Annotated in this window: 19 protein-coding genes; 9 read left to right on the top strand and 10 right to left on the bottom strand. The window is 36.6% G+C overall.

Annotated elements, in window-relative coordinates; genetic code table 11:
* Positions 1-46 precede the first annotated feature (46 nt).
* Both CLOAM_RS01790 and CLOAM_RS01800 read right to left on the bottom strand, forming a co-directional pair.
* Positions 47-415, bottom strand: a complete 369-nt coding sequence (locus tag CLOAM_RS01790) for a four helix bundle protein (protein WP_015424138.1) — start codon at positions 413-415, stop codon at positions 47-49.
* A 407-nt stretch (positions 416-822) separates the two neighbouring features.
* Complete coding sequence (locus tag CLOAM_RS01800) at positions 823-1,737, bottom strand: helix-turn-helix domain-containing protein (protein ID WP_232502692.1); 915 nt, start codon at positions 1,735-1,737, stop codon at positions 823-825.
* A 986-nt stretch (positions 1,738-2,723) separates the two neighbouring features.
* On the opposite strand from CLOAM_RS01800, the gene CLOAM_RS01810 reads away from it, so the two are divergent.
* Complete coding sequence (locus tag CLOAM_RS01810) at positions 2,724-5,177, top strand: glycogen/starch/alpha-glucan phosphorylase (protein ID WP_044278801.1); 2,454 nt, start codon at positions 2,724-2,726, stop codon at positions 5,175-5,177.
* A 183-nt stretch (positions 5,178-5,360) separates the two neighbouring features.
* Here the strand turns inward: CLOAM_RS01810 and CLOAM_RS01815 are convergent, their stop codons facing one another.
* The 6 genes from CLOAM_RS01815 to CLOAM_RS10090 all read right to left on the bottom strand — a co-directional run bounded on the left by CLOAM_RS01815 (position 5,361) and on the right by CLOAM_RS10090 (position 10,428).
* Complete coding sequence (locus CLOAM_RS01815) at positions 5,361-5,879, bottom strand: chromate transporter (RefSeq protein WP_044278802.1); 519 nt, start codon at positions 5,877-5,879, stop codon at positions 5,361-5,363.
* Positions 5,876-6,409: a chromate transporter gene (locus CLOAM_RS01820; protein WP_044278803.1), complete on the bottom strand. Its 534-nt coding sequence runs from the start codon at positions 6,407-6,409 to the stop codon at positions 5,876-5,878. The genes CLOAM_RS01815 and CLOAM_RS01820 overlap by 4 nt, the downstream gene beginning before the upstream one ends.
* A 2-nt stretch (positions 6,410-6,411) precedes the next feature.
* Positions 6,412-7,479 (bottom strand): flavodoxin-dependent (E)-4-hydroxy-3-methylbut-2-enyl-diphosphate synthase, encoded by a 1,068-nt coding sequence (ispG, locus tag CLOAM_RS01825; protein WP_015424147.1) that lies wholly within the window; start codon positions 7,477-7,479, stop codon positions 6,412-6,414.
* 30 nt (positions 7,480-7,509) lie between these two features.
* The gene (locus CLOAM_RS01830; RefSeq protein ID WP_015424148.1) at positions 7,510-8,595 is read right to left on the bottom strand and encodes a Nif3-like dinuclear metal center hexameric protein; all 1,086 of its coding nucleotides are present in this window, start codon (positions 8,593-8,595) and stop codon (positions 7,510-7,512) included.
* Between the two features lie 371 nt (positions 8,596-8,966).
* Complete coding sequence (locus tag CLOAM_RS01835; RefSeq protein WP_044278804.1) at positions 8,967-10,022, bottom strand: radical SAM protein; 1,056 nt, start codon at positions 10,020-10,022, stop codon at positions 8,967-8,969.
* A 160-nt stretch (positions 10,023-10,182) separates the two neighbouring features.
* Positions 10,183-10,428 (bottom strand): hypothetical protein, encoded by a 246-nt coding sequence (locus tag CLOAM_RS10090; protein WP_015424150.1) that lies wholly within the window; start codon positions 10,426-10,428, stop codon positions 10,183-10,185.
* 693 nt (positions 10,429-11,121) lie between these two features.
* On the opposite strand from CLOAM_RS10090, the gene CLOAM_RS01840 reads away from it, so the two are divergent.
* The 8 genes from CLOAM_RS01840 (at position 11,122) to CLOAM_RS01875 (ending at position 20,434) form a co-directional block, all read left to right on the top strand.
* Complete coding sequence (locus CLOAM_RS01840) at positions 11,122-12,171, top strand: hypothetical protein (RefSeq protein WP_015424151.1); 1,050 nt, start codon at positions 11,122-11,124, stop codon at positions 12,169-12,171.
* A 3-nt stretch (positions 12,172-12,174) separates the two neighbouring features.
* Entirely contained in the window at positions 12,175-13,701 is a 1,527-nt protein-coding gene (locus tag CLOAM_RS01845) for a hypothetical protein (protein WP_015424152.1), read from the top strand.
* Between the two features lie 10 nt (positions 13,702-13,711).
* Positions 13,712-14,125, top strand: a complete 414-nt coding sequence (locus CLOAM_RS01850; RefSeq protein WP_044278805.1) for a hypothetical protein — start codon at positions 13,712-13,714, stop codon at positions 14,123-14,125.
* Between the two features lie 311 nt (positions 14,126-14,436).
* Positions 14,437-16,746: a DNA internalization-related competence protein ComEC/Rec2 gene (locus CLOAM_RS01855; protein WP_015424154.1), complete on the top strand. Its 2,310-nt coding sequence runs from the start codon at positions 14,437-14,439 to the stop codon at positions 16,744-16,746.
* A 28-nt stretch (positions 16,747-16,774) separates the two neighbouring features.
* Entirely contained in the window at positions 16,775-18,385 is a 1,611-nt protein-coding gene (kamC, locus tag CLOAM_RS01860; protein ID WP_232502694.1) for a lysine 5,6-aminomutase reactivase ATPase KamC, read from the top strand.
* Positions 18,372-19,163: a threonine/serine exporter family protein gene (locus CLOAM_RS01865; RefSeq protein WP_015424156.1), complete on the top strand. Its 792-nt coding sequence runs from the start codon at positions 18,372-18,374 to the stop codon at positions 19,161-19,163. The genes kamC and CLOAM_RS01865 overlap by 14 nt, the downstream gene beginning before the upstream one ends.
* Positions 19,163-19,615: a threonine/serine exporter family protein gene (locus CLOAM_RS01870; RefSeq protein ID WP_044278806.1), complete on the top strand. Its 453-nt coding sequence runs from the start codon at positions 19,163-19,165 to the stop codon at positions 19,613-19,615. The genes CLOAM_RS01865 and CLOAM_RS01870 overlap by 1 nt, the downstream gene beginning before the upstream one ends.
* A gap of 12 nt (positions 19,616-19,627) precedes the next feature.
* Complete coding sequence (locus CLOAM_RS01875) at positions 19,628-20,434, top strand: phosphohydrolase (RefSeq protein ID WP_015424158.1); 807 nt, start codon at positions 19,628-19,630, stop codon at positions 20,432-20,434.
* A gap of 69 nt (positions 20,435-20,503) precedes the next feature.
* On the opposite strand, the gene CLOAM_RS09910 is transcribed toward CLOAM_RS01875, so the two are convergent.
* A complete protein-coding gene (locus CLOAM_RS09910) occupies positions 20,504-20,713 on the bottom strand; it encodes an AAA-type ATPase lid domain-containing protein (protein ID WP_456297528.1) in 210 nt (69 codons plus the stop codon).
* Positions 20,714-20,727: 14 nt separating this feature from the next.
* Positions 20,728-21,087 (bottom strand): DUF1292 domain-containing protein, encoded by a 360-nt coding sequence (locus CLOAM_RS01880; protein WP_015424160.1) that lies wholly within the window; start codon positions 21,085-21,087, stop codon positions 20,728-20,730.
* Positions 21,088-21,219: the final 132 nt, after the last annotated feature.

Here is a 21,219-nt window from a genome sequence, read left to right on the forward strand (position 1 = left end):
GCTGGAGTTTGGAATTTCTGAAATCATTAGGATAGCGGATTGCAAATTAGTTAGTTGCTTCATCGGTTTTAAGAGCTTTATTGAGGGAGGAAAGCGGAGACCGAATTAAATTTATCTGCTTAAAGACATTATTTGTTTTATCTTCATTAAGATAACCTAATTTTCTGGCTATTTCCCTTTGAGTTTCCCATCTTGCCAGTTTACCCGAAATAATATTCCGAAAGTTTTTATCTTCTTTAGCATTTTTGGCTTCTGCACAGCTTGCTATATTGGAAGGAATAGCAATAGCAGTTTGGGTAATTTCCTGAGATAAAACGAATTTTTCTTCTTCAGGCAGTTCTTTAGCTAATTCATAAACATTTGGCGCTAATTGCCTTCCTTTTTCCCATATATCAAGGTTTTTATTTATTTTCATTTCTCTTCTCCTGTGCTTAATTGACTTTTATATTTCCTTTACTTTGAATAAAAAAACCAATTTCTGTAGTGCTTCATTTTGTCAACCCTCATCTGCTGCTGCCATGGGTGGTAAAGGTAAAAAGTATCCCCTCTTAATATCCTTTCCTAGCAGATGCATATAATTGTCAACAATAATTGGAGGAATCAGTGGGTGGTAAAGGTAAAAAGTATCCCCTCTTAATATCCTTTCCTATCAGATGCATATAATTGTCAACAATAATTGGAGGAATCAGGGGAATGGGTTTATCAGTATTCAATTCGGATTGGAAGATTTGTTCAGGGTTTTGATTATATCTACCTCTATTATTTCTATAAGAATTGAACCAGATTTGGTAGGCGAAAGTTTTAGCCAAGAGCTCGGTTTCATTATTTGGTTTTTCTTAAGATAAAGAATTCTTCTTCAATAAGGTTATGAAAGGACTCCACATCACTATTCCAGGTAGGTCTTCGGTAGGGAATAAGAAAATGAGTTGCCTGATATTTTTCCTTTACTATTTTTTCAAATAAAGTTACTTTTCGGTCAGTAGGATTAATGAATTCTTTTCCATTATCAGTTTGGATAATAATAGTTTGAGGATTTATGCCATAGTTTTGAAGAGAAGAGAGCAAGTAGTCGATAAACAGAGCTGTAGCAGTAGATGATTTTTCGTAGCTATAAGCAAGATAGATAGCACCGGTTTTATAATCCCTGGCAGAGATAAGATATAGAGGGAAATGATGTTCCCATCTCCAGATTTCGAATTCAGGAATATCGGTTAGATATTTTATATCTATTTGGAACCGGCTAAATACTTTCTTTTGTTTTCGGACTTCCTGCATATCTTTGCGTTTCTTATATTTTTTTCTTTTCGGCAAAATCAGACCAGCATCTTTGATTACTCTATGGATAGAGACATGCGAGAAGTTGAGTTCCAGGACTTCTTTGATTCTTCTCGCACCCCAACCTGGGTGAGCTTTGCGACATTTAATAATCTGCAGTTCTGTTTCTTTATCAATCTTGATTAGACAGTGTGTTTTTTTACGGGAAAGATCATTCAAACCATCCTCCTTATATTGTTGGTATCGCTTTACCCATTTACGCACTGTTTTAACCGTTGTCTGATACTGGCGAGCGCAGGGTTTAATTCCATATTTTAGCGCATCCTGAACCATCTGCAGACGATAAGTCTTGACATCCTGACTACCAATAATTTTTTTGTTTTCCATATAGGTATTCATAACGGTTGCATATCCCGATATACTGTCGAGATGGCAACCATTTTTTTTAATATAGGTATTCATAACGGTTGCATTCCCTCTGCCTGTCTCAATAACACCCATTTATATATTTTTTTATCTTTTCTTTTACCAGTTTTTGCTTAGTGCCATTTATAATCTCTGGCAGGGGGGTACTTATACCCTTTACTAGCCACCATATTAGGTGAAATCGTAGCGTCGTAATGAGTCCAGCCAGGAGCCCCGGATTCAAAATCCTCGCTATAAGCCACTATTTCATATCTGTTCTTTGTGGAATTATCAGGTGAAAAATTGTTCTCAAGAACCTGATAAGAAAATAAGAAACTTACACACTGAGTTATTAAGATGAATATATAAATTCGCTTCATTTTTTCCTCCTTCTGGAAATAAAGCTAAATTAGCTGTTATTATTTGTAAAGAATATAACAGGTCGTGGTAAACAAAGTAAAGATAATTTATGAGTGTATTGGTAGGGATATTTGATTTCTGCAAAGATAAAAGACCACTCAGCTACGGAGAACCATAAAAAAATAAAAATTATAACCAACATTTCAAAAATCATCTGCTTTGCCTACAAAAAACCATTCTTGCTTTTTGTGCTTTTTTGCTCCAGGTAAGAAACGCTTATCATAGTAGAACTAACTGATTTGAATGCGGAATAAATATTAAAAATGATAATTGTTCCTCTCAACTATGAAATATATCTATTGTTTTCATCTATAATAAAATCAAAATGAAAGTAATTTGTTTCAGTTGCATTTGAAGATGGGAACGATATTTTTCTTCTTTCATATTCCTCATCATATCTCATTATTTCTCCTTACTTGCAAATAGAAATCATCCCTTACACGCAGAATTTTTAATTTCTTCAATTCACTGAATATAATATAAACCAATTCTCTGAGTTGCCAACCCATTTTTTACTAACTGTATTTTTTAGGTTAATAGAGCTATTCTACAGTTCTATTTGCCAAAACTGTTAAATTGCTTATTTTGTCTTATAAGCTGTGACGCAAGGGGAGGAAAAAATTATGAACAAGGCATTTTGCGAAAAGCTTTCTCATCTTAGTATTGAGGGAACTGCTGAAGAAATAGTGCATCGTTTTATAGAGCATCTCAAATTTGATTTGGGCAAAGACGAATTTTCAGCAACTCCTTATGATTGTTATGTTAGTTTTGCCTCGGCAGTTAAGGATATTCTGATGGATCGTTGGCTCATAACTCAACCCCAGGAATATGCTCTACAACGGAAAAGGGTTTATTATTTATCGCTGGAATATTTAATTGGTCGCTCTTTAGGCAATGCCATTCTCAATCTTGATATTCAAAAGCAAAGCATTAAAGCACTTACCGAAAACGGTTTTGATCTTTCTCTGCTTAGTGAATTGGAATGGGATGCCGGTTTGGGAAATGGAGGTTTGGGTCGTCTTGCTGCCTGTTTTTTAGATTCTATGGCAACTTTGAAAATTCCTGCTTATGGCTATGGTATCCGTTATGAATATGGTATTTTCTTTCAACATATTATTAATGGTGAACAAGTTGAAACACCTGATAACTGGTTGCGTTATGGTTCTGTTTGGGAAATTGCGCGTCCTGCTCGTCTTTTTCCTGTTTATTTTGGTGGCATAGTGAAAGAAGAAATTCTTGAAGATGGCAGTAAAAAAATGCGTTGGATTCCTGAAGAAACGGTAATGGCTATGGCTTATGACTATTTAGTACCCGGGTTTCAAAACAACTATGTGAATACCTTACGCTTATGGAGCGCTAAAAGTACGCGTGAATTTAATTTGGCATATTTTAATGAAGGTGATTATATGCAAGCAGTGGCAGACAAGAATCATAGCGAAATGATTGCCAAAGTGCTCTATCCTAATGATAACAAAATGCAGGGTAAGGAATTACGGTTTAGGCAGGAGTATTTTTTTGTCAGCGCTACTTTGCAGGATATTTTACGCCGGTTTCTAAAAAAGGAAAGTGACTTGCGTAAACTTCCTGAAAAAGCTGCCATTCAGCTTAATGATACTCATCCTGCTATTGCTGTTGCCGAATTGATGAGAATTTTAGTGGATGAAAGAAACCTGCCCTGGGAAATTGCCTGGGAAATTACTCAACAATGTATGGCTTTTACGAATCATACCATTTTGCCTGAAGCGCTGGAAAAATGGCAGGTGCTTCTCTTTGAAAAGTTATTACCCCGGCATTTACAAATTATCTATGAAATCAATGAGCGTTTTCTTTCCTCTATAAGGATTACAGGTTTATACGATGACGATTTTATTAGTCGGGTTTCCTTGATTGAAGAAGAGCCCGTAAAAAGCATTCGTATGGCAAATTTGGCTATAGTTGGTTCGCATAGTGTAAACGGTGTTTCGGAACTACATACTGATATTTTGAAACATCTGATTTTTAAGGATTTTTATGCTCTCTGGAAAGATAAATTTAACAGTAAAACCAACGGTATAACACCTCGCAGATGGTTAATGCTTTGCAATCCGCTTTTAAGTGAATTGATTACTCAGGCAATCGGCTCTGCCTGGAAAACAGACCTTAAAGAACTTGCCAAATTGAATAAATATAAGAATGATAGCACCTTTTTGGAAGACCTGGGAGAAGTTAAAAGGCAAAATAAACTGGAATTCTGCAAGTATTACGAAGACCTGCATAAACGCAAGCTGAATCCGGAATCCATCTTTGACTTTCAGGCAAAACGCATTCATGAATATAAACGCCAGCACTTGAATGCCTTGGGTATTATCCATCTCATAAATCAAATTCGGGATGGAAAAACCCCTTATCCTCAAAGTTTCTTCTTTGCAGGAAAAGCAGCTCCTGGCTACTTTATTGCTAAATTGATTATTCGTTTTATTTGTGCCTTAAGTGATTATATAGAAAAGGATAAAGAGCTTTCCCGTTACTTAAGTGTTATCTTTTTACCCAATTATCGCGTAACTTTGGCAGAAAGAATTATGCCCCCGGCAGAAATTTCCCGTCAAATTTCTCTTGCCGGAACTGAAGCTTCCGGAACAGGAAATATGAAATTTGCTCTCAATGGAGCTCTTACTATTGGAACTTTGGATGGTGCCAATATAGAAATTCGGGAAGCAGTCGGAGAAGAAAATTTCTTCCTCTTCGGAATGACCGCTGCCGAAGTGAAAAATTTAAAAGAAAGCGGTTACCACCCATACGAAATGATGCGTCAAAATGAAGATATTAAACGCATTTTTGATTTTATTGAGTCCGATATTCTGAATCCTTTAAATCCCGGACTTTTTACTCCCTTAACGGATTTGCTTTTGTATCAGGGAGATAAATATTGTCTAATTGCTGATCTGCCTGATTTTATAAGAGTTAATGCTGAAGCCGTAAAGGTCTATCAAGATAAACAACAATGGAATAGAATGTCTTTAGCCAATATTGCTAATATGGGAAAATTTTCTTCCGATGAAACTATAAAAGGATATGCAAAAGATATTTGGGGAGTTTGAAGAATAAAAAATGAAGAATGAATATCACAAGCAAACCCGTTTTCAAAAAGTATTCTTAGGGACAAAGCATAAGAATAAAGGTTTTAATTAGCCACGGAATATACCGAAAAAATATATAAATAACAAGATAAGTTGTTCACTACCTGATAATTAAATTCATTTTTAATTTTTCATTCTTCATTTTTAGCCCAATACCATTCCTACAATAGCTGCTCCGATAAGCAAATAGAAAGGATTGAGCTTAAATTTCCAGCTCGCTATAAAAGATGCAGTAAATACCAAAACGGAGAAAAGGTCACGAAAAGCATCTCCTGCAACCATTATTAAAGCGGCGGCAATTAATCCCAAGGATAACAGACGCAGTTTCTTAAAGATATTCTTGAACCAGGGTTGATTTTTAAGCTTGATATAGGTTAGCGTTATGAGAGTCATAATAATCAGTGAAGGGGAAATAACTCCTAAAGTAGAAAGAACGGAACCTACAAAACCCCCTTTTTGATAACCTATAAAAGTAGCTGCATTGATAGCTATAGGTCCCGGTGTCATTTGTGAAATAGCTACAATATCCATAAACTGGGAATGGGTAATCCAGGCATTTTTTAATACTACTTCTTGATTTATCATTGCCAAAATGGCATATCCACCACCAAAACTGAAAAGCCCAATCTTGAAAAAAGTCAGGAACAGCTGAAAATAAATCATAATTTTTGTTTTTTTAATCCCTGATAAACAGCAAAGGCAATAGTGATTAGAATCAAATAAACAGGACTTATCTTTAAAAAACCAACTAAAATAGCAACGCTAAGAGGAAACCAAAAATTGGATAGAGTTAATCCGCTTTGTCTGCTCATTTGAATTAAGGGAACCGCTATTAAAGCTACAACTGCAGGACGCAAGGAATGAAATGCCTTTTGAACTAAAGTAATTTCGGCAAACTGTTGAAACAGCATAGCAATAATAAGAATAATGATAAAAGACGGCAGAATTGTAGCTAAAACAGCAATTGCCATTCCTTTACCTTTTGCCAGATGGTAGCCAATATAAATACTTAAGTTGATGGCTATAGGTCCCGGACAGCTTTGTGCTGCAGAAAGTCCATCCCAAAATTCATCTTCGGTAAGCCAGTTATTTTTTTGGCAGACCTCTCTTTTAATTAGAGGAATCATTGCATAAGCACCGCCAATGGTAAAAGCGCCTATTTTGAAGAAAGTGAAGAATATTTTAAGAAGCATCTTCAATGTTTACTGATATAATCCTGCACTAAAGCCACAAGTTCATTTACTAAAAATGCCTCTGGAACTTTTTTCAAGACCTTGCCTTCTGCAAAAAGCAATCCTTCTTTGATGCCTCCCGCAATGCCAAAATCTGCCTCTTTAGCTTCTCCGGGTCCGTTTACGGCACAACCCATAACAGCAATAGTTAAAGGATAGTTGTTATAGGGCTCAAGTGCTTTTTCCACTTCGGTAGCTAATTTAATCAGGTCTATTCTTGTTCGTCCGCAGGTAGGACAGGATATAATATTTAATCCTTTGCGTAAACCCAAAGAGGTCAATATTTCTTTGGCAACTTTCACTTCCTGAACCGGCTTATCCGTTAAAGAAACCCTTATCGTATCTCCAATCCCTTCTTCTAAAAGGATTCCCAAAGCAATGGAACTTTTTATAGAACCCCGAAAAACAGTTCCTGCTTCGGTAATTCCAAGATGTAACGGATAATCGCAAACACTGCTTAAAAGGCGGTAACTTTCCAATGTTAAAGGAATTGAGGATGCCTTCACGGAAACCTTAATCTCATAGTAAGAAAGCTCTTCCAAAATTCTTATATGCCGTAAAGCCGATTCCACCATTGCCTTAGCGCTAACTCCATATTTTTGCAGTAAATCCTTAGGTAGAGAACCGCTATTTACTCCAATGCGAATAGGAATTTTTCGTTCTTTGGCTGAAGCAACCAATGCTTTCACACCTTCAATTTTCCCTATATTTCCAGGATTGATGCGCAGTCCGTCAATACCATTTTCCATAGCTGCAAGGGCTAAACGGTAATTAAAATGAATATCTGCTACTAAAGGAGCTTGGGCAATTTTTTTCAGGTCTTTAATTGCCTTGGCATCATCTAAATCCATTACTGCACAACGAATTATGTCACAACCGACGGATTCCAGTTCCTGAATTTGTTGAATGGCATTTTCCCGGTCGGAGGTTTTCACTGAAAGCATTGATTGAATGCTTACAGGTGCACCTCCACCTATAGGAATATTTCCTAATTGAATACGCCTTGTATTTTTGCGCTTGATTTCCTGCATCTTGTTCTCACCTTGTTTGTTACTGCTATTTTAAATAATTAGAAGATGTTGGGTATATAAATGTTCATTTTGAGGCATTATAAAAGGGTGCAGTTGCAACTTGTTAACAAAATCCGCAAGTAACTGCAAAGCTGGATATTCTGTATAAAAATGCCCCGCATCAATAAGAGGAATTTTGCTTTCCAGAAAACCGTGATAAGAAATATCTCCGGTAATTAAAACATCAGCAGTTTTTTGAGCAGCTGAAATCAGAGAACTGCCACTACCTCCACAAATAGCTATCCTGTTAATATTTTTATGCAGGTCAAAACTGGCTGTCCAAAGTTTAACCTGAGGACAATTTAAGCGTTCTTTAACTAAAATAGCCAAGTCCTGAAGATTTATTTCAGCGTTGTATTTGCAAATCAGACCCAATCCATAAGCCGGATTGGGATTAGCAACCTCATAATGATAAATCAACGGTGTTTCATAAGGATGATTTTGACGAATTGCAGCTAAGACATCATTTAAATGAAAGCTTTCACAGCAGAATTGAAGACAGGTTTCCGCAATATGACCTTCAATACCGCTATCTTTATAGGGTTTGGCATTTTCCGAAGCTTTGTAATAACCTTCGGATTCCTGTTTATTGGCACAATTGTAATAGTTTCCTATTTTTCCGGCACCTGCATTCCAAGCCGAATGCATTATTTTTTCCGCTTCTTCAAGAGGGCAATAAACCACTATTATATAGTTAGTTGCTCCCGTTTCAGAACTTAAAGAACCAAGAACTTCCAAACCGAGTTTTTGGGCTAAACTATGATTTACACTTTTTTCCGCAACATCCAGATTAGTATGTAGGGAAATTAGGGAAAGGTTATTTTTAATGATTTCCAAATAGAGAGGATTTGTTATATTTTTAAGCTGTTGGAAAATCAAAGGATGATGGCTTAAAATCAATTGACATCCGTTTTCTAATGCTTTTTGAACAGCTGTTGAGGTTACATCCAAAGTTATGTAAACATTTTCCACTTCACTGTTTAAGTCACCTATCTGTAAGCCGGAATTATCCCAGGAAAGAGCTAATCCCAAAGGAGCAAATTCTTCTATCTGTTTCATTATCTCACTTATTTTCATAATGATACCTCATCTTGCTGATGCAAAAACAGGTAAACTAAAAATGCTTATCCCGTCAAGCAGTATCTGTTTATTATAATTCTGAGAAAAGAGGAAAAGAGAGTTTTTTACAAAGAGGAAAAGAGAAAAAGAGAGGGTTTTTTACAAAGAGATAAAGAGAAAAAGAGGGTTTTTTACAAAGAGATAAAGAGAAAAAGAGAGGATTTGGAAGTGAAAAGTCAGAAGTTGTAGTCGGAGGACACCGTTCCTCAGCAAGAAAAAAGGTTCCTGATTTTGTGTAGCTTCAGCGAGCTCCGACTACATAATTCAGGGTTTATAATAAAATTATCTCCTTGTTTCACCTTTCACTTTTTCACCTTTCCACTATTCCACTATTCCACTTTTCCACTTTTCCACTTTTTCACCTTTTCACCTTTCACCATTTTGATTTTTTGCACAATTCCTTCACCGCAATTTTGGCAGATTTCAAAAGCGGAACGATTATTTAAAATTGCCTTACGCATTTTTTGTATCTTTTTTCCGCACCAAAGTTCAGAAAAACTGTGCTCTTGAATATTGCCGATTTTTATGCTACCATTTTTATCGTAGCAGCAGATATTCATTTCCCCGTCCCAATTTATAACCGGTTGTGTCCATAAGCGTATGCAGCGATTTTTCAGTTGGGTTTTCAGAGTAAATTTATTGCCCTGTTGGAAATAGCGACTGTATTTATGATCGGAAGGTAAAAAAGCAAGGTCATCAGAACTGTATATTTGTGCCGTTTTGAATTCCAGTTTATCAATTTTCAGTTTTCTTGCCAAGTGTTTAACTTCTTCAATCTCATTTTCGTTATGTTTCATAATCAAAAACTGCCAAACGATATATGGCTTGTTGCTATGCAATTTTTCTTTCTGGTGAACCAGTTCCTGCATATTTTTCAGCACGAGATCAAAGTTTCCGTTTATCCGATATTTATTATAGGTCTCTGCCGTAATTCCATCCAGAGAAATAATAATTTTATGCAAACCGCTTTTCACGATGCGTTCAATGTTTAGTTCCAAGCTGGCATTAGTGGAGGTCATAGTGTAAAAATTTTGTTTAGAGGCATATTCCAGCATTGCATAAAAATCGGGATTCAGAAAGGGTTCGCCTTGACTCCATAAAATCAGCATTCCAATTTTATTTTGAACTTCCCTACAGATTTTTTTAAATAGCGGCAAAGACATCATTCCCCTGGGACGAAGCAATTTTCCATTGCCGGTTAAACATAAAGGACAGTGTAAATTACAAATATTTGTCGGTTCCAGCATTAAGGCAGGCGGATAAAAATGCACCAGCGGTTTATGGGTTATCAGTGATAAACCGTATTCACAAACAATTCCACAGGTTTGCCATAAACGCTGTTTATACAAAAATGCTTTTGCCAAGTTAAGATAATCCGTATTCATAGTTTGCAACTTGCTAAAAAAGAGTGAAGGCGTCAAGCAAAAAGAGAAAACATAGAATAAGATTATTGCACCTAAACCAAATAATGCGATTGATGAGCAGTGGGTTGGCAAATTCTTTCTTTGCCGAAGAACCGAAGGTTTCTAAAGGTATTTATAATTTTCAGCAGTTGCTTAAGTCAGAATTCGGCAAGCATATAAGGTCTTTCACAATTATATTATGACTTGTTATTTTTGTTGCTAAGTCCTTGGATTTGATAGTAATAGTAGGTAGAAAATCAGCTAATGGTCCGGAGATAGGAATATTCAATTTTCTTTTCATTTCTTGAGTATTTATTCCACCAAACAATGCTTCATCTTCTATGTATAATTCTTTGTAATATTGCCTTATCCATTGGTAATAAAACAATTAGCCATAGTATTTGTCGTTATTGGGTTAGAATGCATAATTGCTTGTTACATAGTTGATTAAGTAACGACTCCGTAACACTTCCGTAACACTTCCGTTGTCTCGTTAGGGAATCGTTACTTGGTTGTTACTTTGTTGTAAGAAGTAGCACAAAGATAAAAACAAGCCAAAGTAAGGCAGGAGTTATCTGCGGCTTGATAACTTTCTCTGGGACAATAAATTCTATAGTGTCTATCCCAAATTATGCAGTTGAGAAAAAAAGGATTGACAATTTCTAATTTGCCAAAGAGTTATAAAATTCTCTCTGGTCGTTATGAGTCCTCATCACAATATTAATTAGTGACAATGTGCAAAGTTATACAAGCTATGATGACTCCTGACCTAATTCATTCTTCATTTTTCATTTAAACGAGTGGCTTACGTCATCATCGCTATCATTGTTTCGGGACAGTCCCAGCGAAAAAAATAACTTGCCAATTTTATAAAGATGAAAAAGAGTGAAATACTAATATAAGTTGGAAAAAGGAAGAAGTTATCAGGAATTAATATCCTGCTATGCTAAAATGGTGATAGCTAAGAGGATTGCAAAAGATGGCGCTAATTGCTTTTCGGCATACCTTTTAACGTGCTGAAATTTATGGGGCAAAGCGGAATTTGCCACTTCCTTTTCAGATAAAGCAAAGAGATGCATAAATGACTAAGAGATTTTTAGTTACGCTTATTTTACTGACGGCAGTATTTTGTTCTGCTCTGGAGGTTACTTATATTGATTGGCAGAATTACGGTTCAGCGGCTACAAGAATCGTAATAGGTCTTTATGGCACAGGGTCTTATAAAGTTGATAAAAGTAATGACTTTGTAGAAATAAAGTTAGATAATGCCGATGTCAGTAAAGTAGATATTTCCAATTCTGCTGAGGGTTTGATAAAAAGTATAGAACAATTTGGGGATAAAATAGTTATCTCTACTTTCTGTCCTTACTGTTTGGAACAGATGGAATTGGATGCACCCCGGCGTTTAGTTTTGGATCTTATTGTTGCTCAACCGGATAAACAACAAAAAATAGAGCTTGTGGATTTCTATACCTCTGTGGGGAAATTAAATAGCGCTGATAAAATTTACTCCGAACTTCACCGTAATTATCCAAGTGATTATGAGATATTGTATAAATGGGCTTGTTTATTAAAACAAAGAGGTAGCGGTCGGCTAAAGGAAATAGTGGGGAAAATTCCTGAAAATTCCGAGTATTATTCTTTGGCGCAACAAATGCTAAAGGGGACTGAGAAAAAAGATTCAGCCCAATTATGTTCCCCGCAGAAAGCGCAAAATGCCTGCAAAATAAGCTCCGTTGAAGAAAAAACAACGACCGAGTCCCTATACATTATGCCCAAAACTCAGCAGGATAAGAAGCAGACAACTAAACCCGCTAAAATTAAAAAATTATATGGCAGAAAATGGATTAGCGGAATTATGCTGTTAATCATCCTGATTTTGCTGTTAATTTTAATATATCTTTTCATTGCAAGCATTAGCAGAAAGAAAAAGAAAACAACACTGAACATCAATATTGAACCCGACAATAAAGAAGATATTCACCCCGAGGAAAATAAAACCCTCTGTCTTATGGTTCGTCGTTTGCTTGATTTTGGTTGGACAAATAGTGAAATTGCTAAAGAATTAAAAATATCCGAGGAGGAAGTGGAACGCCTGGTGCAATTGTGTCATCAGGATGAATCCCAATAAAATATGGCTAAGAAAATATGTTTGGCTATCCTGTTACTTTTTTGTTCATTATTACCTGCTTTGAGTTTGATACCGGATTCTGCCTTTGCTCCGGAAATTCAGAAAGGGTTAAAACCCAGTTTATTAAGTTATCTCCAAAGTGCAAAAGAAGATAGTATCTCTATTTATAATAATGGATTATACCTTCCTTTTGTCTCGCGTTCCAGCGTAGGTGACGCTGTCCTTGATATTTGCCGTTTGGGAAATGCCAACTATTCTTTATTGAGTTATCAAAGTCCTGATTATAAATTGAGAGGGGAACTGAATTTTATTGGGGGTTTGGAACCTGTTAAAAAGGATGAAAGTTACAGCTTTCTCTACAGAGGGTGGCTGTTGAAATCGCAATATGGAAAACACATAGAAATGAATACTAAATGGTGGAACGGAATTTTTTTGGGTAATCAAAACGCAGCAAGAAATTCCTGGCTGGTGGATGGTTACTACAATACCACCGATGAAAAACTGAACATTGATAATCTTAGCGGAGATATCAGCTACAATGCCAAGAACTTAACTCTGGCTTTAGGACGGGGAAAATTTCCCGTAGGCAATTCTATTAGCGGAAGTATCATTTTGAATGATGGGGTGAATGATTACGGTTATATTTTGGCTGAAGGCAGAGCAGGCATTTTTAGTATCTCTTTTTTGCACGCATCTTTAATGGCAGATAGCACTTACAATATATATAATGACCATTTTTACAACAACAAGAATTATCCCGATAAGTATCTGGCATTGCATCAATTCGGCTTTCATCCTTGTTCTAATTTGCATCTTTTCCTTGGTGAAGAAATCATCTATGGCAATCGTTCACCGGAAATTAGCTACTTTTTACCCAATGCTTTCTGGCGAGCAATTGAGCATAACCTTTGGGATAGAGATAATGTAATGATTTTTGCTGGAGGTTCTTATCGTCCTGTTCAACCGTTATTTCTTTATGCACAAGTTCTTATAGATGAATTTAGTTCCAGCAAACTTTTCAGTGATTGGTGGGGAAATAAATATGCTTTACAGGGTGGAATGCGTTGGAATGTTCCTTTTTCTTTACCGGAAAGTCCTTCTGCAGATATAACAACAGAAATTACAGCTGTCCGTCCTTTCACTTATACGCACTATTTGAATCATACGATGTTTTCTACTGATGGCAGACCTCTGGGCTATCCTAAAGGTTCCAATTTGGCAGATGTTTCTTGTCTTTTGCGTTTGCCATATAAAGATATTTTTCTTTGGCAGGGAGGTGTATCTTATTGCAAACAAGGAAGTTTTGGCAGTGACTGGAGGCAAAATTATCATAATGTTTTTAATACAGCGGAAGAAATTGATGAAGGCACGGCGGATTGGTTTCAAGGAACAAAGACAGAAACTATTACCTTGAAAAGTAATGTCCTTATAGATATTTTTGCTCATCACCGTCTCCTTTTTGGTTTTGAAACTGCTCACCTTGATGACTGGCAAAATACCTTCTATTCTGCCTGGCAGTTTATTTATTAAGGGTTCAAAAATGAGAGTAGTTGATCGCCTTGAATTCCCGAAGCGGTATAAACCGAAACAGTTTATCCTGATTATTGTTATTGTTCTTGTTATTCTGGGGATTTTCATTCAACGCTCCAGTGTAAGAAGAAATGCGTCCCGAATTCAAATCAGCGATGTCCGCATCTCCAATTTCGGCACTCAATTTATAGAACTGGAATACACTCTTGCCAATACCGGTAAAAGAGACCAGGAAATTGCATTAATGGCAAGGGTTTGGGATGTGGAAGGCGAAGAAATTGCCAGCGCTTTATTTAGTGTGAAAGTGAAGGCAAATAGTATAAGCAAACGGACTAAAATGCTGGATAAACTAAATCGGGCTTTACAAGAAGGGGAAAGACCTTATAAAGCGGAAATAGCGCTCTATACAAGACATATACCTTAACCTGGAAGAACGCCATTTTCGTCGTTCACTGCCGCAATATCTTTTACGCTACTTGCAAATGAATTTGGCATTGCAAACGCGTGATGTTAGGAAGGAAGAATGAATATCAAATGGCAGTTAGGATAAATTTTTGTTTATAAGGGAAGAATAAAAAATTATAAATTTGTGTCATTTATGAAATCTGTGAGAGAATAATTTATCGTCGTCATTAATCATAAGCGCCAATGAAGATATTGTAAGAGATAAAATTGGGAAAGCGCTAATGACTTCTGACTTAAATAAAAAATCCTGAAGATGGAGATAAAATGTAAATGGAGGCAAACAGAAAAGCACCTGCTCCTTTTCTCTTGCCGGTTTTGTTTTGGACTATCGGTATCATCCTGGCAAAATGCTTCCTGCCGGGAATAAATTTTCAATTAATTATAGCCGGTGGATTAACAATTGTTGCTATCTTTATGCGTAGGATACGCCAAATTTTACTGCTGTTACTTTTTTTGTTTTTAGGTATGTTACGCTTTTCTTTATGCCAACAGGAAAGTTCTCAACTGGAGATGTTATTGCAGGAAAAAGAACACCTTCAGCAGGAAATAACTTTTAATGTTACAAGGGTCTTTTCAGTGGAGGAAAAGCGTTATGCCATAGAGCTTGATTCCCTTGCCTCTTATCCTTTGCAAGAAAAAATTATCCTATCTACCAATGAAAGCTTAATCCCAGGCAGAACTTATCGTTTATTAGCGGAAATTTATCCCTTAACCCGCGATCCTATTTTGGATATTTATCCTAATCGTTATTCTGCAGTTGCTTATCAATTGGGCAAAGCACAGGAATTTCCCAACCTAAAAGTTAGCGCTATAATTGGCAGATTGCGTTATGAACTGCTAAGTTCACTGGAAGCTAAATTGGGAGAAGATGCGGATTGGGCAAAAGCATTGCTTTTTGGTGAATCGGGATTAAAGCAGGAATACATTACTCAGCTTACCGGAGCAGGAATTATACATTTGATAGTTGTAAGCGGAATGCATATCTGGTTTATTTATTTGATTCTGGTTTCGCTGTTAAGGATGTTTTTTAAAAGGGAAATAGCGGAGTTTCTTTTTCTACCGTTAATTTTACTTTATGCGGCACTCAATAACTGGTCTCCTTCTGTAACTCGCTCTATTATTATGATTTCAGTAGGTATTTTAGCTCGCTGGCTGCAAAGTCCTGTTTCGGGAGCTCAAACATTAGCTTTATCTTTGTTTATTATAACTCTCTTAAGTCCTTTGCAGTTGTTTAATATAGGACTTCAGCTTTCCTTTGTTTCGGTGCTGGTTATTTTTTACGGATTGCCCAATTTTCGGTTATTTTCCCGGGATAAAATATTGAACAATCCCTTTTATAAAGTGCTTAATGATTTACAAGATGGTATTTTACTTTCGGCGCTTATTTCCATAGCAATAACTCCTTTCACTCTCTATTATTTTGGGACTGCATCTCTAAATGGCATAATTGGCAATACATTAGGCATTCCACTTAGCGGAATATTGCTCCCGCTATCTTTTTTAGTGCTGATAACTCCTCAGAGCTGGTATTTAACAAAAATATTTGTAATAGTTTATAGAGCAGTTAATATTTTATGGATACGCTGGATGCAGTTTTGTTACAACTTGCCTTTTTCCCTGTCTGCCAATTACTTATCTCTGTTTCAGGCAATAGCTTTAGCAGTTGTAATTCTGTGGGGTTTTTTCCTTATTCGCGGTAAATTCAAATTTGCTTTGCAAGCTGTAATTCCTATGTCTCTGTTGGTTACCGGTTTTATGCTGATTCCTACTTGGCAAAAACCAGAGGCAAGTGTATATATTTATAATTGCGGTGTAGGTGATTGCACTCTAATTCGTTTTGCAAATGGTGAAACAATGCTGATTGATACAGGTGGCACAAAAAAGAAAGGGTTTGCGGAAAATATTTTAACTAAAAGCGATTATTCCGAAGAAAGTTGGTTAAGTAAGAATTTACTTCCCTGGCTGGGCAAAAAGGGCATCACCAAAATTGACTATCTTGTTCTTACGCATTTACATAGCGATCATTGTGGAGGTTTGATAACCTTGCTGAATCAGAAAAAAATAAAGCATATTTTTGTCAGCGATGAAAGCACCAAACAAGAGCTCTGGAACTATGCATCTAAACAGAAATATTTTGGAACAGCTCAAATACATACAGTTACGGATACCTGTTCATTCTTTACAGGCAAGGCAAAATTGAAATTCCTGCATCCGGATAAATCCTATCATCCCTTAAACGAGAATAACTCTTCTCTGGTTTGCCGTTTGGATACAAAACAGGAACGCCTTCTTTTTACAGGCGATATTGAAGCCGAAGCTGAAAATTATCTGGTAGATAACTATGCGCAAGAACTGCAAGCGGACTTTTTAAAAATCCCACATCATGGTTCACGCAATTCCAGTTCGTCCGAATTTTTACAGGCAGTTAACCCCCAAGAAGTTTGGATAACTGCCTCCAGCAGAAATAGTTATCACTTTCCTCATCCCGAAACAATAAAGCGCTTACAAAAACAGCAAACCAAAATCTTCATCACCGGAAACGGAACTATCAGAAAAATGATTGACAGCAGAAGTAACTAATATAAAATGCCTTTGTAAGGATGAAATAATGCAAAAAAATGTGAAAGAAGCGCTGTTATTAGATAAACTTTTTGCCTTGCTGGAAACCAATGGCGAAGTTATGGAAAGCGTAAAACACCAAAAACTGAATAAAAAGCACTACAGCTTTGAGGAATTGAAAACTCAAAACCGGAATACAGAAAATTTACTAAAGGCAATCAAAGAAAGTAGAGCATTGGAAGCAAGGTTAGAAAGTATTTTCAGTGAACTTTCCCTTTTGCCCATAAAGCATTTAAAGACCACCGAGCGTTTGGAACTAAATGAACTTTTTGAGATAAAATCATTCCTTTTCAGTTACTTGCATTTGCAGGAAATATTACAGGAACATAAACTTAATCACCAACATCCGTTACCGGATATGCAAAAAATGTTTTCCCTGCTTGATCCCGAAGGCAATAAACTTCCTACCTTTCGGATTTATCCTTCCTATTCTTCTGTCTTAAAAAAGCTTACCCAAAAGCAGTTTGCTATAGCCAAGCGCTTGAAAGAAGCTCGGAAACGGGATTTGGAAAAGGCAAAACAGGAATTGGGTATGCCTACTTTGAAAGAGGAATTTACTCTTTCCCGCAATCGTAAAGAACAACTGGAGGCAATTTTAGCATCCAAATATTTTATTGTGGTCTCGGAAGGGCTGGCAAATTATAATTTCCGCCTGGCTGATTCTAAAGAAGCTGCTGATTTGAAAGCCGAACTGCATCAACTCTCAATTGAGCTGACGGAAGAGGAAAATAAGATTTTATGCTCTCTTACAACTCAAATACAAAATGCCTTTAGTAATTTTGAGCTTGCCTATAACAGTGCCGGAGAATATGCATGGGATTTTTGCCTAGGTAAATTTGCTTTGCATTATAACTGTTGCCTGCCAACTATAACTCCTTCTTTTGAAGGTATTTATCTTAACGAAGCAGTTAATTTGCCTCTGAAACTTTTTCTGGAAACACTACAACGTCAATACCAACCCCTAAATATTGCAATGAGCAAAAAGGATAATCTGATAACAGGTCCTAATATGGGTGGCAAAAGCACTGCTTTAATAACTATTGGTCAAATGTGCATTTTGGCTTCACTGGGAATACCTTTACCGGCTAAAAAAGCTAAATTACCTCTATATGATGAGGTTTATTACAATCACGATGCGGGAGAAAACAGTGAGACCTTAAGTTCTTTTGCCCGGGAAGTTGTCTCTTTATCTAATATGTTACTGCGTAAGGGAAATAAACTTGTTTTACTGGATGAATTTGCTAAAGGAACCAATCCCGAAGAAGGTGAGGCAATTTGTGTGGCAACGCTTAAGTATTTGATAAATAGTAATAATACTATCATTTCTGCTACTCATTTCAGTGCTCCGGCAGAACTTGCAGGTTTGGCTCATTTTACTATCAAAGGAATTGATGAACAAGGTTTTAAGCGTTTGGAAAAAATGCAGGACAGCAATTTGGAAACACGCTTGGCACTTCTTTCGGAAGCAATGGATTATTCTCTTTTACCTGTTTCTGCAAAGACAGAACCTCCTAAATGTGCAATTCGTATTGCCGGAATTTTAGGTTTACCAGCTGAAATTTTACAACAACTGCCCAAGGAGAAAAATGCCCAAAGTTAGTTCTCAACAAGTGCTTGAATTAGCTTTAGAAGTCGGACGCATAATTTTACAAAGCGGAGGAACTACAAACCGCGTGGAATTGATGATGAAAAAGGTCTGCAATTGTTTTGGCTATCCTGAAACAGAGTCGTATGTAACTCCTACCGGCATTTTTATCAGCATCAAAGATGAAAACGGCAATATTTTTACCAGTATTAAAAGAATAGAAAATCGGCGTATAGACCTGGGGAAAATAACTCGCATCAGCACAATGGTGAATTGTATGGAAGTTAAACCACTTTCCGAACAGGAATTGCAGGAACAACTGGTTAATTTTACAAACGAACTGAGAAAAATAGATAATGAAAACCCTTGGAGCCCCTGGATAAGAGACATCTGTGGAGGTGCCACAAGTGGATTTTTCTGCTTGCTTTTTGGAGGTTCCTGGGCTGAATTTGCTGTTGCCTTTTTCATTGGTGCAGTTGTTACTTTTGGCTTAAAATATCTGGAGAAATTGGCTTTTAATAACTTTCTGCTGAATGCCATAGCAGCAGCGTTGATTGTTATGTTGGCAAAAACATTGGATATCTTCATACCCTATATTCGTTTAGATAATATAATCATTGGTGGAATAATGTTACTTGTTCCAGGGCTATCTATTACAAATGCCATTCGTGATACAATGAGTGGAGACCTTGTTGCTGGAACTGCCAGAGCTGTAGAAGCACTATTTATTACAGTAGGAATCGTAGCGGGAAGTGCTTCAATGCTTAAAATTTGGTCAATGTGGGGTTATTGATGCGTCCGTTTGATACTTTAACTTTAATGCAATTTATTTGGGCTTTTTTAGCTATTTTAGGTTTTTCCATTCGTTCCAACTTAAAAGGGATACGAATTCTTTTTACTGCTTTAAGTGGAGGACTGTGTTGGGCTTTTTATTTAATTATTTTGTATTATAGCAAGTCCATGCTTTTTTCTGTATTCGTAGCTATTATCCTGGTGTGCATTTATTCGGAAATAGTAGCACCGCGTTTAAAAACACCGGTTTCCGTTTTTGTAACCTGTGCTATTATTCCTTTAGTTCCGGGAAGAGGTCTTTTTAATTCTATGCAATTATACATAGCCGGGGATAATTTGCACGCTTCCAAAGCTATTTTACAGACCCTGCTTATTGCTGGAACCATTTCCATTGCAATTGCTATTGTGTCTTCAGTAACCAATTTAATCAACAAACTGATGAACAGATTTTAGGAGCTTAATAAAATGTATAAATCAATAAAACAGCAACAATTGGAGCAAAGAATTCTGAAGCTGCTCTCTGGAAAAGCACTTAAAACAGCCGAGTGGCTTTTTACCAATCCGGAACTGCAAGCAGGTCAAGAATATGCCAATATTGTATCTATTAAGCGTTTGGGCTTTAATGATCACGGTCCTGTCCATATGCGAAAAGCAACTTTGAACGCCATTAAAATGTTCAATTTGCTTAATCAGTCGGGCATTAAAATGAATCTGGAAAAAGAAGGAGCAGGAAATGCGGATGATTCCCTTACAGCTGTAATTTTAGCTTCTTTGCTGCATGATTTGGGAATGGCAATTACCCGCGAGTCCCATGAATTGCTTTCTATTCAACTTGCTATTCCTTATATAGATACAGTTTTAAACACTTTGCATTCGGAAAATGAAATTGTTTTAAAAACCGCTATTCGTTCTCTTGCCATTGAAGGTATTTTTGGTCATATGGCAACCCATAAAATTCATTCTCTGGAGGCGGGTTTGGTTTTAATTGGGGATGGAAGTGATATGGAGAAAGGCAGAGCCAGAATTCCTACGATGCTTTCTTCTCAAACCAGAGTTGGAGATATTCACCGGACTTCTGCTTCCGCTATTCAAAAAGTGAAAATTTTTAAGGGGCAGGAAAAGCCCATCAATATTACTGTGGAAATGAATGCTTCGGTAGGTTTTTTCCAGGTGGAAGAGGTATTTTTTCCCAAAATTAATATCAGTCCGGTGAAACCGTATATTGAGCTTTATGCAGGAGTGACGGATAGAGAAATGCTGAGGTATTTGTAAGGTGAGAGGTAGAGAAGTAGAGAGAAAAAATTGAGATAGAACATTAGAGATACAATGAAAGTTATAGTATCACTTTAATTGTTCTTCAAATAATAAAATCTGCGTAATCTGTGGGAAACAAAATACGCGAACATTTTCTTCCCAAGGTTGTTTACATAGCCAGGAAACGGCAGAAGGGCTAATTGGCTTGGAGGGAATATCATTCCGGGTGTAGAATTCAGTCATAAAGAACTCTGCCAGAACAGGGATATCTTCAATCCGTTTTCTGAGAGAGAGAATTTATTTTTTAATAATTAATCTTCCTCAGGGTCTAAAATATTTTCTTCGTCCAGCAATCCCATTTTGTCCATTTCGGATAAGAAAAGCTCATTAAACTTATCGGCTATAATATCATACAATTCCTCATCTTCAATGGGGTAAAAAGTAACAATATCTCCTTCTCCGATCATTTGATAGATGTCATAAATATCTTCTCCTTCAGGTACTAAGGCAATATATTGTTTATCTTCATAGTCAATATGCCCGATAGGGATGTAATTTTGAATAGAGCCATCTTCGCTTTGGACGGGAATAACAAATTGCTCATGCTGACATTCTTCGTCACAGATATGTGTATCTGCAGGTTGGGTTTCGTTTTTTTCTTTTGGGGTCATTGGAGTATCCTTGTTTATATTTTAGTCATAATTTGGAAGGCATATTTTTTGGCAAGCCAAATCTTTGTTTTTTCGTAAAGCAGATATAGAAAGCAGGGAAAAGGGAAAGAAAATTGATTGACGGTTTTAAGC

Origin of the sequence: Candidatus Cloacimonas acidaminovorans str. Evry (assembly GCF_000146065.2) — a bacterium.
Classification (GTDB): domain Bacteria; phylum Cloacimonadota; class Cloacimonadia; order Cloacimonadales; family Cloacimonadaceae; genus Cloacimonas; species Cloacimonas acidaminivorans.